This window comes from Arachnia propionica, from assembly GCF_037055325.1.
Classification (GTDB): domain Bacteria; phylum Actinomycetota; class Actinomycetes; order Propionibacteriales; family Propionibacteriaceae; genus Arachnia.
This window is the reverse complement of sequence record NZ_CP146373.1, coordinates 1,855,349-1,869,754: the sequence shown is the minus strand read 5'-3', so window position 1 is coordinate 1,869,754 and position 14,406 is coordinate 1,855,349. Positions and strand designations below refer to the sequence as shown.

Here is a 14,406-nt window from a genome sequence, read left to right as displayed (position 1 = left end):
TGCTGGCTCTAATGCCGATTTGCTGGGCGTATTCACGTTTGCCTGCGCTACAGCGCAGGCAAACAGCAACAGGTCCAGCAAACCGGGTACAAGGCCAGCAAACCGGATTGTCTCGGGGACCGGGTCAGGGCGCGGGGACGATGATGTCGCGCACCAGGGCGTCGAGGTCCGCGTCGGCGGCCAGGAACTGGCGCAGCGTCTTGCGGGTGGGGCCGAACTCCTCGAACTCCTCGATGGTCATGCCGTCGGGCTCGTAGGCGCGGACGAAGTCCGGGATGCGTTCCAGCTCGGCGATGTAGTGCGGGTCGACGGGGTCGGCGATGCGTTCGCGGGTGGTGTAGTCGGAGTCGGCGATGATCTTCTGCCACTTGAAGGGTGGGGAGACCACCACGTCGCCGCCGACGAACTCGGCCCACTGATTGACGTTGCGGAAAGCGGCTGCGAGCACGCGGGCGCGGTAGCCGCGCTCCTGGAAGATCTGGTAGGCGCGCTTCATGGCGGCGATGCCCGCCCAGTCGAGGGCCGACGGGTCGATGAAGATGCCGTCGCGGGCGACGACGTGTTTCAGCCAGTCGTCGAGACGACCCACCATGATCGTGACGACCGGCCCCATCTCGGAGGTGTCGTGCCCGGCGGCCTCGCGGGCCTTCAGGCCGCGTTCGATGGCCTCGGCGGCCTGCACGGCCTGCGGCACGGAGAAGGACACGGTGACGTTGATCGAGACGCCGCGGGAGGTGGCGTCCTCGATGGCCTCGAGGCCGGTCTTGGTGGCGGGGATCTTCACCACGATGTTGCGGGCCAGGTTGTGGAACTCCTCGGCCTGGTCGGCGAGTTTCTTGGCGTCGCGGTGGAAACGCGGGTCGGTCTGCACCGACAGGCGACCGTTGCGTCCCTTGTGCTCGTCGAAGATGGGCTCCAGGAGCTTCGCGGCTTCCTGCGACATGTCCTTGACGGCCTTCCAGCCGATCTCGGACTCGCCCCAGGTGGGGTTCGCGTCGGCGATGGCCTGGATGCGCGGCGCCCACACATCGAGGTGCTTCTTGATGGTGGTGTAGGCGATGACCGGGTTGCAGGTGGCGCCGACGCCGCCGTACGAGATGGACTGGCGTAGCTCGTCCAGATCGGAGGAATCGTTCCAGAGCGCCGTCGGGGTGTTGCGGGCGGCGTCCAGGAGAGGTCCTGGCGTGTACTCGATGTCAGTCATGAACTTCAGGCTCCTTCTCGGGGGTCGCGGCAGCGTCATCGCCGTCGTCGAACCAAGTCAACCCCAATGGCAACACCAAGTCAAGCGCTTGTAATGACAAATCGATCGGTTTAGGCATCGGGATGTGAACAACACAGGCCGAGAACCCTCCAGCGCAGGATTGGTGCCCATAATTAGCCTGACTTGCGCTTCACCTTGCGTGCCGGCACGACGCGCCGCGGCTTGCGCAATCCCGCTGGGGTGTCTCCTTGCCCCCGAATAACGCTGTGCCTCGCCTGGCTGGATGATGGAGCTATGCCGTGAACCCCAAGGGGTGGCGTGCAGGCTACGGGAGGCATGATCGCTAGGGGTTTTGTTCTCTGCCCAGGGTGAAAACCCTAGTCCTCCATGGAGAGCCGGGGACTGACGATGCCCAACTCGAATCCCCGGATCAGGGCCTGGAGCCGGTCGCGGACGCCGAGTTTCGTGCAGGCATTGGCCAGGTAGGCCTTGACGGAGCCTTCGGAGATGTGCATTTCCCTGGCGATTTCACGGTTGCTGAGTCCCCGTCCCAGGAGCTGCAGGACGGAAATCTCGCGGGGCGCCAGGCCCACCTCCGTCGCGGCTGACGCAGAGACGGCCTTCGGGTCGTGGACGCCGCCGATCACCTGCTGAGCCAGGAGGCGCACGATGCCGGGAGACAGCGGCAGGTTGTCGGTCATGCTGCCATGAATGGCGGCAAGGATCTCCTCAGCGCGGGCGTCCTTGACCAGATACCCTGAGGCTCCTGCCCGGAGGGCGGGGACAACATGGTCTAGCGTAGAAAACATCGTGATCACCAACACCCTGATGCCAGGCAACTCTGCGACGATCCTTCGCGTGGCTTCGACCCCGTTCAGGCGGGGCATTTTGAGATCCATCAGAACTAGGTCTGGGACGAGCGCATGGGCCTGTTCAACTGCTGCCTGACCATCCTCGGCCGTCCCTACTACTGAGATGCCATCCTCGTTATCGAGGAGGGTCTTCATGGCATAGAGCATGAGTGGCTGGTCATCAACCACTAGAACAGAGATACCTGCCATGGTGATAGATTACCACCTGCCCATGCTATTTGTGGCTGATTTTGGGGTTGCTGGAGGTTTTTATGCTTGTCGGAGAGGGTTTGGGTCGGTTGGAGTGCTAGGCGTTTCGAGGGCAGCGACTAAAACAGGTTCAATCGAACACGTGAGGTACGATCTATGCCATGAGGCTTATTCATAGGGGTGTTTTGACTTTCCCCAGCTAGTGCTTTGTCCCGAGGGGGATGTGAGGGCGGCTTGCCCGATCTGAGACAATTCAAGCTGTAGAAACAAGAACCTCAGATAAAAGACAAGCCGCTGCCATGAATGTTACCACGCTCCTTGAGCGTGATCAGATCCTCAACCTGTGTGAACTGATCCACACATCCCATTCCGGAAACCTATCCGGCAGCAGGATCCCGTGTCCTGGGGTTGTTTCGCTGTATCCAGATCCATTTTGTTGACGCTCAGACACAATCTCACCCAGGAATTGCTGGTCGACATCCACACGGTCTCCCAATCCACCATCTCACGAGTGGTGGCTGTCTACACCCCCTTGATCACTGAGGCCCTCCAAGCCTGGGTGCCCGGCGTGGAAGACCTCGACCCAGACCGCCAGTACATCATCGACGGCACCCTTGGTGTTCTGCTGGTCGTGGCACGAGCACCCCTGGGCTGTGACTGGGGCAAACACCACACGGCAGGAGTGAACCTGCAAGTGGCCCGCACCCTAGCCGGACAGCTCGCCTGGATCCCCAGAACCATCAGCAGGCAGTGTGCATGATGCGAAGGCCATCAAGGAATCCAGATTCCTTGAGGCACTTGATGCCACGATGCATAGTGGGGACAAGTGCTATATCGGTTTGGGGATGATCACCCCCGTGAAGAAACCCGTCCATGGTGAACTCACCGACACCGACAGGAGAAACAACACGACCATCAACCGTGTCCGCTACCTCATCGAATGTGTTATCGCGAACGTCACAACCTGGCGTGTCCTACACACCGATTACCGCCGCCCCTACAACACCTTCGAAACCACAATACAAGCCATCACCGGACTCATCTTCGCCTACACTCCATGAATAAGCCTTCCAAAAAGCGGCTTTTCGTACTTGAGTGTGGGGTTATAGTTGTAGACCGTTGCCGGTGAGGAGCGTTCTGAGGCGGTAGTTGTCGGGGTTAGGGAAACCTCGGGCGATGCGGCGGTGGAGTTCGATTAACCCGTTGATGGCTTCGGTTCCGCCGTTGTTGGCGCCGCTGGTGGTGAAGTAGCCCAGGAACGCGTCTCGCCACCGGTTTAGCGTCCGGCCGAGGCGGGCGATCTCCGGGATCGGACACGACGGGAACGAGGCAAGGATCTTCTCCGCGACCCTGCGGCCGTCGGCGTGACTCGACTGGTGATAGACCGAGCGGAGCTGTTGGGTGCAGTGCCAGGCGACCTCGACTTCGACGTGTCGGTCGTCGATGGTGAATGCGGTCTCCAGGCGGGTCTTCTGCCGGTTGGTGAGATGCTCTTTCCCGGCACGCAGTAGGTTGCGGATCCGATACAGCGGATCATCTCTGCGGCCGCGGTGGCCGTGGATGTCCTGCTGGACCCGGCGGCGGACCTCATCGACCGCGGCTGTGCCGAGCCTGACCACGTGGAAGGCGTCGAGCACCGCGATGGTGTGGTCCAACTGGTCGTCGATGGCGCATCTGTAGCCGTGGAATGGGTCCAAGGTGGCGATCTCGACGCCTTTTCGGAACGTGTCACCGCGGTCACGCAGCCACGACGTGTAGGCCTCACTGGAGCGGCCCGGGACCAGGTCCAGGAGCCGGGCCCGGACGCGTCCGTCCTTGTCGCGGGTGAGATCGACCATGCCGGTGAACTCCTTCGGGCCGCGGCCGCCCTGGTCGACGGGCTTGGCGGAGACGTGATGCCAGATGTGTTCGTCGACGCCCAGTGAGGTGACGCCAGCGAAGCGCTTCTCGTCGCCGGCGGCGGCTTCAAGGATCGGCTTGACCGCTCGCCACAGGGTCCTCCAAGTGCAGCCGAGCTGCCGGGCCATCCCCTGAACCGAGGCGTTCTCCCGCCGCATCTGCCCGATCGCCCACGACGTCGCCCGCGCGGTGAGCAACGCTCTGGGCCGCGCGATGTCGGGGTCTTGCTCCATGAACGAGGTCACCGGAGGCATCGGCTCGGGACACAACCAGCGTCGTTTCCGCCACCACAGCCTCACCGGCACAGTGAAACACGGCGCATCAATCAACTCCACCCTCTGCCGGCCATGCGCATGCGCGATGACCCCGCAGGCGGGGCAGCCCATCACCTCCGGCCGGACGGATTCGACCTCAACCCGAAGCCCCGCGTCGTCGCGCTGGACACCGACCACGTGAAGCCCAGGCAGGCCCAGCAGAAGGTCGCAGCGCTCGCAGTAACCGCTGGGCACACAGCAGCAGGAAGTAGAATCGGTCATCGTCGAGGTCCTCGGAATCAAGTGGTGTGGTAACCCCGATTCTTGAGGGCCTCGACCCACCATCACCCCACCGACACACCCGCCAACGGATCCACACTCACCCCACGCTCAGGCACGAAGAGCCGTCAAACCCGTTCCGGAACCGAGGGCAAGGAAATGGCGGCAGCTCAACTTGCCGAGTACAAGAAAATCAAAACAGAGCTGTGTGAGGCCCGGACGCGGGATCGATTTCTTGAAAAGTGGCAGCTTTCTTCGCGCAGGAGTCCCGGTAAAAGCACGATACGGGTAAACCCCTCTGTGAAGAAGGCAATTACCTAATCCGTTAGATATGCCACTAGCCGGGTGGCTTTGCATTCAGGACTGCTACACCCTGGTGCAACAGGGGTATACCGGAAATCCGTAAAGCGCCGTAGAGGAACTCGCCATTTTTGTGACGTATTTCTTCAACGACTCCAAAAAGGGGAGCCTGATAAGGCGCGTTTTTGTGGGCGATCGGTCAGCTCTGCCAGGAACACGCCTCCGTGAACGGGCTGCGTCGCCAGCTCGCTTGCGGCTGGCGGATGTTATGGGCGGTGATCAAACCACTATTAGCGGCGGCCGCCGACGATGAATTCCGTTTTGCTGGGGTCACCCACTTAGGTGTGGACGAACACATCTGGCATCATGTCTCGACCCGCCCCGTTGAAGCTGGCGGGCGGGTCCCGAAAGAGCTGACCGGGATGGTTGACCTGACCCCAGATGCCCAGGGATGTACCAGGGTCAGGCCTGACTTGGCTCATTTAGTGTCGTTCCCGGGTGTTGTGGATGGCGTCGAGCCAGGTTTGGGGGTTGTTGGGGATGGGGTCTTCAGCGGTGACGATGGCGTCGCCGGCTTGGATGTCGATGGTTCGGTAGCGGCGTAGTGTTTTGACCAGGGTCTTCAAGCTGACTTTGGTGGTGGCCTCCAACCAGCGGGCGACGGCGAGGGCGGCGAACACGATGGTGAGGTGGGCCTCGATCGAGTCTTTCAGGTGGTGGTAGATCGGGCGGGCTTTCAGATCGGATTTGCTCATCCGGAACGACTTCTCGATCTGCCACAACTGGTGGTAGGCGCCGATCACGTACTCCGGCCTCGGGTCAGCCAGGTTCGTGATGTATCCCTTCCAGCCAGCCAGCGCTTTGGCTTTGGCCTCCAAGTCCCGGTTCACCGATTTCTGTGCGCCGGTGAGGGTGATGAACCGGTTCCGTTTCACCGGGTTCTTCCCCGCGACCACGCGTTCGGCCTTGCTGACCTGCTCGCTGATACCGCGTAGGGTACGGCGTGCTCGGTCGGCCCGGTACTGGTAGTAGATCGTCTCTGTCACTGCTGCCTCGGCCGGGCCCCTCGACCAGGGTTGAGTCAGGATCAGCCCGTCAAGGGGGCTGCTGACCGGAATGGGTTTTCAGCCACTCCCGCACGATGTAGGGGACCTCGGGGATCTTCTGGCCCACGATGAACCGCAACCCCGCCCCGGACAACGCCCGCAGGTTCCCGTCAGACAACATGCCCGCATCAGCCACCACCGTTATCTCCGGCAGGGCGTGAGCGGCCTGGAACGCCTGGAGCGACGGGATGATCGTGGTCGTCTCCGCACGGTTACCCTCGAACGCTTCCACCATCAACGGGAACCCCCGCGCGTCGGTCAACAACCCGATGGTGATCTGGGGTTCCAAGCGGCGTTCCTTGCTGTATCCGGGTTCCCGGAACCCGTCCCCAGCATCAGTCTCAAAGTAGAGCGTGCTCACGTCGTACAACACCAAGGTGGCAGGCCCCAACCCGACGTGACAAGCGCACGCGGACGCTATCTGCTGCCGCCACGCCGGCTCGGCATACACGGCGAGCCGACGCTTCACCGTCGCCTAGCCCGCAAGGCCGAACCCCGATCTCTTCGAGAACCCGCAAGGTCTCCAACTTGCTGGCCGGCTCGATCAACCGGCCAGCACCAACTGCTTGAAAACCTCGTCACCACCACTGGCGGTATCGAACCCGAGCCGTTCAAACCCGACCGACAAAGCATTCCACAAGTGCTCCGCCCGCGACCGCCGGATCGGTAGCGCCCGCCGTCGTGGCTGCCCGTCCCCGAAATCGAGTTCATCCTGACCAGCGGCGATCATGCGCTGCCGCGCCACCGCTTTCAACACCTCAACATCCTCCGGTGTGTGTGCCGACCCGATGTGATCCATCGACCGCGATCCACGAGACGACGACCACACCACCTGAACCGCCGTCGCCCCCGACGCGGTCTTCACCGTCCTCACATACGGACTCACCCCAACAGGCTAGAACACCCCCGATTAGTGCACACCACACCAACCAAAACCCCTAGCCAACACCCCCTCCAACCCCAAAAACACCAAACATGAGCCAAGTCAGGTACCAGGGTCAGGCTCTTGACCTGGTTCCCGGACGATCCGGTCCGGCAGGGGTGGGGAGAGCCAGGTGAGGTGTCCGGCTAGGGTGCGGGCCACTTGCAGGTTCACTCCTGCCGTGTGGTGTTTGCCCCAGTCACAGCCCAGGGGTGCTCGTGCCACGACCAGCAGAACACCAAGGGTGCCGTCGATGATGTACTGGCGGTCTGGGTCGAGGTCTTCCACGCCGGGCACCCAGGCTTGGAGGGCCTCAGTGATCAAGGGGGTGTAGACAGCCACCACTCGTGAGATGGTGGATTGGGAGACCGTGTGGATGTCGACCAGCAATTCCTGGGTGAGATTGTGTCTGAGCGTCAACAAAATGGATCTGGATACAGCGAAACAACCCCAGGACACGGGATCCTGCTGCCGGATAGGTTTCCGGAATGGGATGTGTGGATCAGTTCACACAGGTTGAGGATCTGATCACGCTCAAGGAGCGTGGTAACATTCATGGCAGCGGCTTGTCTTTTATCTGAGGTTCTTGTTTCTACAGCTTGAATTGTCTCAGATCGGGCAAGCCGCCCTCACATCCCCCTCGGGACAAAGCACTAGCTGGGGAAAGTCAAAACACCCCTATGAATAAGCCTCCTAGTGCGAAAGATCTGAATTGTGAATGGGGATGCGAGCTTCTACCACCCACTGATCGCCGCGAAGTTCAGATGAGTAGCTGCCGTTCACTGCGATGACTCTTTCGTGGAGAGAGGTAAATCCATATCCTCCCAGTCTTTGTTGAGCGACGATCTTGGGATGGGAATTTGTGATTTTGACCTGCACCTCTGTCATCTTGACGGCCAGAGTGATAGAGCAGGCCGCTCCCGGGTGCGCGTGTTTGGCGATATTAGTAACTGATTCCTGTATCAGGCGTGCGCATGTGTTTCTGAGTGAGAACGGAAGTGATTTTACCCGCGGGTCAATGTTCGTTGAGGTTATGGTAAAACCCAATCCTCTTAGTGATTCTATATGTCGGTCAATCTGTTCGTTTATGCTGGGGGTACTGTTTATCTGTTCGGCGAAAGCTTTGGGGTCCTTGGCTTCTCCTGTCCGTAGGACGTCTAGTAGTGCTCTTAACTCAGAGAGTGCTTCGCGAGCGGAGTCATCAATGATGCCTAAAATGTCCTGGAGTAGATCAGGGTCTCGAGAGTTTCGGTGAGCCATGACGTTCATCGTGATGACAGTTATGTGGTGAGCCACCACATCGTGAAGCTCTCGCGCCAGATGCTGACGTTCTTCGCGGCGTACCTCTTCTTGGCGGGCTCTAATGGCAACCAGTTGTCGACGCATCTTGACCGTCCTTACCACAAGGTATCGGAGAGCTAGGCCGATCAGACTGGCGCCGCAGAGCACCGAGATAGAGCCCCACCAGAAAGCTATTGTGCTTCCGACTCCCCTGAGCTCCACGAGTAAAGTCGTCAAGATAAGCCATACAAGGCCTAGGGTCCAGTGAATGACCATTACGCGACGTCGGGACAGTGCGCATACCACCAGCATGATTACCGTCGCCGCTATCATGGGGAAGAAGGGAAGGTGGGTGGTAAACGTCGTTCCCATGGTCATTGCGCAGAGGATGAGCGATGCCCGTATTGAAATCAGACACAAGCCAATGGCTGCATACGATAAAATAAACTGGATTATAATCCAGAGATTTGCGGGCGTCCAGGGAGTGGAAGTCGCGTCGCTAACCAGTCCTACCAATGCTGCTAAGAATAGTCCTAGGCGAAGCCACCTTGGGATGAGGGAGGCGTGGTCTGGCCTCTGCCGCTTCCAGGTTTTCTTGGGTATCCAGTCCATTTTGGGGATACGGGAACTCACAGTAGTGCGCTCAGAGGTCGCAGAACTGAGGGAAAATGTGGCACAGATACTCTGGGGAAGATGAGGTGGTGAGCTGTGTGACTTCGACCGTTTGAGGTATGTTGGAAGTCTCGATCTGAGGTGCTAAAGATAGTGTGACTGCGGTAACCGTAATCAGTTTGCGAATGAACATTTTCTCTCCTAAAGGGTTGAGCTCGGATGAGTCGAGTGACTGATGTTTTTACGAAACTGCTGGTTGATTTTTTCTTCCCGGGAGTGTGCTGGAGTCTGATTAGATAATGATATGATACTCCACCTTCCTTGCCGGCGCATATGCCGGAAGAGCTGATCTGGCGTGCCGCTGCCAGGAATCCAGTGCTATCTTGATGCTGGGGAAACTTTGCGAGAATCACAGTGAACCAGGGTCTTTGAGACTTTTGGCCTGCTGGGGGCGTCCTCGCTCAGGTTGCTCAACCCTGGCGCTCGTCACACGTGGCGCAGCCGCTGCCTGGGTGCAAGGCGCCCAGATCTCGTAGCGCCGGGGTGGTTGCGGATAGGTCATCAACTCAGGAGCATTGTCTACCGCCTGTTTGGCCCGTCGCGGCAGTGCATCGAAAGTTTTTTCGGCTAGCGGTGTGGGAGCGGTGACCGCCGCCGACATGAACCTGCGTCCTGAGGTGGGCATCACATCGATTGAGTCCTGGTCTGCCATGTTCCAAACTGTCTCGCAGTACTCCGTGACTGTGGGGTCGTGGCTTACCATGACCATGGTGACGTCTCGGTAGCGTTCTCCGCGGATCACATGCTTATAAATGTGGCGACGGTTGTCCTCGTCGAGACTGCTGACGGCTTCATCGAGAAATAGGAATTGCCGTCCTCGTACCAGCGCGCGAGCCAGCAGGAGCCGTTGTGCCTGTCCAGTTGAGAAATTACGGCCACCCGCTTGGACGCGTGAATCCAGCTTGGCTGGAAGGCGGTTCACGGTTTGACCTAGGTTGACATCCGCCAAGATGTCTAACAGGTCTGCATCGTTGACATCATGGTCGTACCCCAACATCAGGTTTTCGCGTATGGTTCCCTCCACCAAGGTCATCTTGGGAAAGACCACGCCGGTAGTTTCCCGGAAATGGGCATCGCCCACCTTCAGGGTGCCAGAGAAGTCATTGAGCCCCAGCAGTACACACAGCAGGGTGGATTTTCCGGCCCCTGATGGTCCAAATACGGCAATTTTCTCGCCAGGTGCGGCCTGGAGGTCGATACCGTTGCATACCAAAGCACTTCCCGGGTAGCCGAAGGCGAGTGACCTGGCCTCGATCCTGCCGGCCTCATCTGCGGGTATTAATTCCCCGAAGTGGGGTGAGGTATGAAAGAGATCGGCTTGCTTGTCCTGGTAGACAGCAACGTTAGCGATTTGCTGCACCACGCCTTGAGCTTCGGATACCGCGCCGGTAAATAACGCCATGCCCGTCTGGAATAGGATGATGTCGGCGATACTGACTTGCCCTCTGCCGACCAGCCAGAGGCCTGTGGCCACGATGAGCACCAGCATGCAGGTGGTATAACCGGTCTGTACGCCTGCTGTCAGGGTACTCCACCGGATGACACGGTTGTACTCCGTATTGACTCGTTGGTTCATTGAAATCCAGCGTCGCAGGTGATGCTCTTCGGTGCCAGTCGCCTTCACAGCGTCGATGTTCGTCAGGGTCGCTTGGGTCTCTCCGCTCATCTGCACCTGTGCCTGCACCTGGGTCTGGCTGGCTTCCATCTGCCGGCGTGTTAGGAATAGACTCACCAAGAAATAGAAGATAGAGCCAGCCACCAGCAGACTGGCCAGAGGTGGAGACACCAAGACTAGGTAGGTCAGTGTGAGAAGAAGTGAAAGGACTGAGAGCACCGACGGAAGGATAGTCATGACCAAGGCATTTTTGAGGATGAATCTCAAGCCAATTTTCTCGGTGATTGCTCCGACCGACTGGGTGGTGAAATAAGACAAACGTTGTGCGAATACTCCAGAGAAGAGTCGCTTGGTGTACGTGCTTTCGAAGTGGTTGGAGCCGCGTTGCAGTCCAAGGGAGCGGATGGTGAATGAGGCGGCTGTCAGCGTTGCTGTCAGCGCTAGGCTTCCGAGAACCAGGATGGGTGCTGGAGGGCCTAGGTGGACTAGCTGCCGGGTTCCGGCAGTGACACCCAGTGTCACGAGCTGCGCCAGAATGATGCTCAGGGTTAGTAGGGCACCGGCGCTCGCAGGGAAAAGCGCACGCAAGGGTTGATGAAGTGATGACGCTGAATGGTGTCGCTTGAAGTCATCGGAGGGTTTCAAGAACACCAGAGCATTGGTGAACATAACCCAGAAATCCTGGTACGTTATCCGCAGACGTCCCAGAGCAGGATCGATCACGCTGACATGCCGACGTCCGAACTTTTCGATGACTACGAAGTGATGCCCCTCCCAATGGGCGATCACGGGGGTAGTGAGTCTGCGCAGGCTGTCATCGGAAACCTGGTTCCGGTCTACCTTGCGGGCGCTCATCGTCAACCCGTATTCGGAGTTGAGAAGGCGTAAGAAACCGACGCTCAAGCCGTCAGGGGGTAGGGGTTTCCAGTCGCGCAGTTCCCCGGGCGAAACCCGCGAACCCATGCTGCTGAGAACCATCGAGTAGCAAGCCAACAGACAGTCCTGCTCGCTCTGTTGCAACACAATCCTCATGCCGTACCTCCAATTGGAATTGGTCCCATGGTGGGTAGCAGCGGCCCGAGGCCCTCATGCGGACTGCGGATGAAACTGCGTGCGAGGATTAGACCGCCTGGCCCGGTCATGATGCCGAAGTCACGCACGTCGTGCTTGCCCCATGTACAGGGAGAGCGAGAAAGTGTGGCGCCAGCGCGGGTGACGAGGTCGTCAGCTACCTTGCGCCAGTCCTGCCGGTCGCGCAGTCGCCCTGCGGCGTCGAGCACCATGGCACCGCCCGCGATGCCGTGACACAGGCTGGGGGATCCACAATCATGCAGGGCACGCATGAGAATCCCAGAAGCCTCGTCGAGCTCACTGCGGATCTGGGCGATCTCGCTGGCTGAGACTACCCTCTCGAGAAAAGCACTGCCATGAATGGTTTGCAGCCAGACGATGCGTGCCAGAGCAATCCCGGCTAGGCCATGACACCAGTTCGTTGAGTATGTCGTCTCCGGGTAGCGTGCATCGTTCCAGCCCTCAACGAGTTTGAAGGTATTCTCAAACTCCCAGGCGCCACGCCAGCCATCGACCATTTCCGGGTCTTCTGCCAGACCGGCCGCAATGAGCAGCGCGGTGCCCACACCTCCGGAATCGTGCGCGAAACTGGCATTCCGGCTCCAGGGGAAGGCCTCCTTTGAGTCCCATCCACAGGAGGTCATCGCCAACAGCTGATGGCCGAGGTGATGGCAGACTGCTCGAGCGTGCTGGCTTGGCTGATTCCGCAGGGCGACGATGTGCCCTGCCGGTCCCTCAAGCAGATCCAGTGAACGCGAGGAATCGGCCTCACACAAGGTGCTGAGGAGTTTTTCGAAATAGGGCCGCAGCCAGGGGGCGGCAAGGTTGAAAGCTAAACTCAGCCGTCCTGCTGCAGCGAGTTGACTCGCTGGGCCGTGATAATAGGCTTGGATTGCTTCGGTGAGTGACGATTCAATTTCAAGCCGTAGAGTGTTAAGCAGCGACTCGGCCAGCTGGTGCCAGGTTTCCCCTGGAGGACAAGTAATGGCCAAGAGTTCCGCCACCCCAGAGACACCCCGGTATAGCCCACCGGTCAAGGGTTGGATCAACAGTTGGCCCGCTTCATCAATGGTCAAGGTAGGCCAGTTAACGCTGCCGTCCCGGCCGACGACGGCCTGGGCGCGTAGGGCGTCGAAATAGCAGGTCGCAAAATTTTCGAATGAGCCCTCCCCGAGCTGGACAAGTCCACCGTGCAAGGGGAGCGCAACCTGCTCCATGTCCTGGAGAGCTAACCGGATGAGCGAGACCTGGTATTCGATATCCGTCTCCGTGAGCGAGCTGATCTTTGCGATAGTCCGGGTAGCCGGGGCGACTCTGAGCTGACCCACGTCCTTACCCCAGGGGTCTCGAATTGCCGTGGAATCTGCGGTGGTCCAGAAGTGAGGCACCGCCCATTGGCGCAGTTGAGCTTCCTCCGAAGCCACTAGAGGCTCGGCAAGCCCATAAGCGGTTCGGCGCAGCACGTCGAAAAGCGCCTCGGGGGAGGTGTTGCATCCCACCCGGGACAGACCGGCCAACAGCGCTGAGTAATGATTGGTCATGCGAGCTAGCACTCGCACGTGCAAGTCGGGTGAGTGCTTCTGGATGAAAACAGCTAGTTCATCGCGGTATTTTAGTGCGATATGCAGGGTCGTGATGAAACCTTCGACGATGTCATCAACGTACTCTGCTGCCGGTACCGGGATGCCGCTCAGCTTAGGACGGTTCGTGTCAGGAGTGAACTCCAAGCTGGCGCGCACGTAGCGCATATCGGAACGACCTTGCCGATCGAGGATCCGCCGGAGCGTCCGGAGAGTGCTGGCCGCAAAACCGCTGATGTCGCCACCCAGCTCCTTCACGGTGGTGCCGAGCGGCAGGAGACCTGGGGATGCAGCGGAGGAAGCCGTCTGTTTCAGAACAGCTTTAGTGGCATCGGGAAGACTATCCGGAGTGCGAGGCGGCACACTCATAATCGTCTCTACATCCACTGGAACCGGCTGGGTTGCCGTGGCGACGATGTTCTCGTGATGTAGGTCGGTGAGATTTACCAGATAGGCAAGCCCGAGCAGCTGGCCGGCGCGACGGTAATAGTAAATAGCGGCGTCACGGTGGGGGAGGGGCTCTGGTCGTACAGGGGCTACCCACGTGTGATCACCGCGGTCGATGACCTCCGGAAAATGGAGAGCTAGCCACGGGCGATACCCGGCTCGTTCAGACATCCACCTGTCAAGAGCAGCAAGGAAGAACTCATTCCCGCCAGGACGCGGCTTGTGGTAGATCACACCTGCTGAAGTGACCACCTCACACACAATCCCTTGAGGGTGGATGTCACCGAGCGGTTTGATGGCCTTGACAGTGGGACGCCCATCTGTGTGAAGAAGCCTTGAGATGGCGGGCATATCTTCAGTGATATGGCGCAAGATCACCCTCAGTGATCCACTTAGGCGGGCGCTGATCTCGACCCAGCGTGCCCAGTGCTCCGGGAAACGCTCCTGCAACGCGTTCAGAGCCTCGGGTATGTCTTCTGCAAACCGCAGGTACTGTTCTTCAGGAGTCTTTCCAGTGAGTTTTCCCTGCAGACGGCGTTCATTCATAAGGTAGACCAGTGGGGTTTCCAGCGCATGAAAAGCATATCCCTTCAGTGTTTCCTCGGGAATCAGTGGGTGGAGTGTCTGGTCGAAGACGGTGTCAAGCGCTGAATCAATGATCCCAGAAAACGGGATGGCCGGTGTAGAATGGGTTGTCGTCATGGGTGGCTCTCCT

At 59.4% G+C, this 14,406-nt stretch carries 10 protein-coding genes and 1 pseudogene; 3 read left to right on the top strand and 8 right to left on the bottom strand.

Annotation, left to right across the window (positions count from 1 at the left end):
- Window positions 1–124 precede the first annotated feature (124 nt).
- Both V7R84_RS08620 and V7R84_RS08615 read right to left on the bottom strand, forming a co-directional pair.
- Window positions 125–1,204: a transaldolase family protein gene (locus tag V7R84_RS08620; RefSeq protein ID WP_338568016.1), complete on the bottom strand. Its 1,080-nt coding sequence runs from the start codon at window positions 1,202–1,204 to the stop codon at window positions 125–127.
- 377 nt (window positions 1,205–1,581) lie between these two features.
- The gene (locus V7R84_RS08615; RefSeq protein ID WP_338568014.1) at window positions 1,582–2,265 is read right to left on the bottom strand and encodes a response regulator transcription factor; all 684 of its coding nucleotides are present in this window, start codon (window positions 2,263–2,265) and stop codon (window positions 1,582–1,584) included.
- Window positions 2,266–2,701: 436 nt separating this feature from the next.
- Here V7R84_RS08615 and V7R84_RS08610 point away from each other — a divergent pair, with 436 nt between their 5' ends.
- Together V7R84_RS08610 and V7R84_RS08605 are read left to right on the top strand one after the other, a co-directional pair.
- On the top strand, window positions 2,702–3,025 hold the full coding sequence (locus V7R84_RS08610) for a hypothetical protein (protein WP_338568012.1): 324 nt from the start codon (window positions 2,702–2,704) through the stop codon (window positions 3,023–3,025).
- Complete coding sequence (locus tag V7R84_RS08605; RefSeq protein WP_338568010.1) at window positions 3,018–3,326, top strand: transposase family protein; 309 nt, start codon at window positions 3,018–3,020, stop codon at window positions 3,324–3,326. Before V7R84_RS08610 ends, V7R84_RS08605 begins: the two co-directional genes overlap by 8 nt.
- 42 nt (window positions 3,327–3,368) lie before the next feature.
- Here the strand turns inward: V7R84_RS08605 and V7R84_RS08600 are convergent, their stop codons facing one another.
- The 4 genes and pseudogenes from V7R84_RS08600 to V7R84_RS08585 all read right to left on the bottom strand — a co-directional run bounded on the left by V7R84_RS08600 (window position 3,369) and on the right by V7R84_RS08585 (window position 8,543).
- Entirely contained in the window at window positions 3,369–4,700 is a 1,332-nt protein-coding gene (locus V7R84_RS08600) for an ISL3 family transposase (RefSeq protein WP_338568008.1), read from the bottom strand.
- A 779-nt stretch (window positions 4,701–5,479) separates the two neighbouring features.
- Window positions 5,480–6,902, bottom strand: a pseudogene (locus V7R84_RS08595) (IS1634 family transposase).
- Window positions 6,903–7,088: 186 nt separating this feature from the next.
- Window positions 7,089–7,445 (bottom strand): hypothetical protein, encoded by a 357-nt coding sequence (locus tag V7R84_RS08590; RefSeq protein ID WP_338568006.1) that lies wholly within the window; start codon window positions 7,443–7,445, stop codon window positions 7,089–7,091.
- A 273-nt stretch (window positions 7,446–7,718) separates the two neighbouring features.
- Entirely contained in the window at window positions 7,719–8,543 is an 825-nt protein-coding gene (locus V7R84_RS08585) for a sensor histidine kinase (RefSeq protein ID WP_338568004.1), read from the bottom strand.
- Window positions 8,544–8,616: 73 nt separating this feature from the next.
- On the opposite strand from V7R84_RS08585, the gene V7R84_RS08580 reads away from it, so the two are divergent.
- Window positions 8,617–9,003: a hypothetical protein gene (locus V7R84_RS08580; RefSeq protein ID WP_338568002.1), complete on the top strand. Its 387-nt coding sequence runs from the start codon at window positions 8,617–8,619 to the stop codon at window positions 9,001–9,003.
- Window positions 9,004–9,327: 324 nt separating this feature from the next.
- On the opposite strand, the gene V7R84_RS08575 is transcribed toward V7R84_RS08580, so the two are convergent.
- Entirely contained in the window at window positions 9,328–11,625 is a 2,298-nt protein-coding gene (locus V7R84_RS08575; RefSeq protein WP_338568000.1) for a cysteine peptidase family C39 domain-containing protein, read from the bottom strand.
- Entirely contained in the window at window positions 11,622–14,393 is a 2,772-nt protein-coding gene (locus V7R84_RS08570; RefSeq protein WP_338567999.1) for a type 2 lanthipeptide synthetase LanM family protein, read from the bottom strand. The genes V7R84_RS08575 and V7R84_RS08570 overlap by 4 nt, the downstream gene beginning before the upstream one ends.
- Window positions 14,394–14,406: the final 13 nt, after the last annotated feature.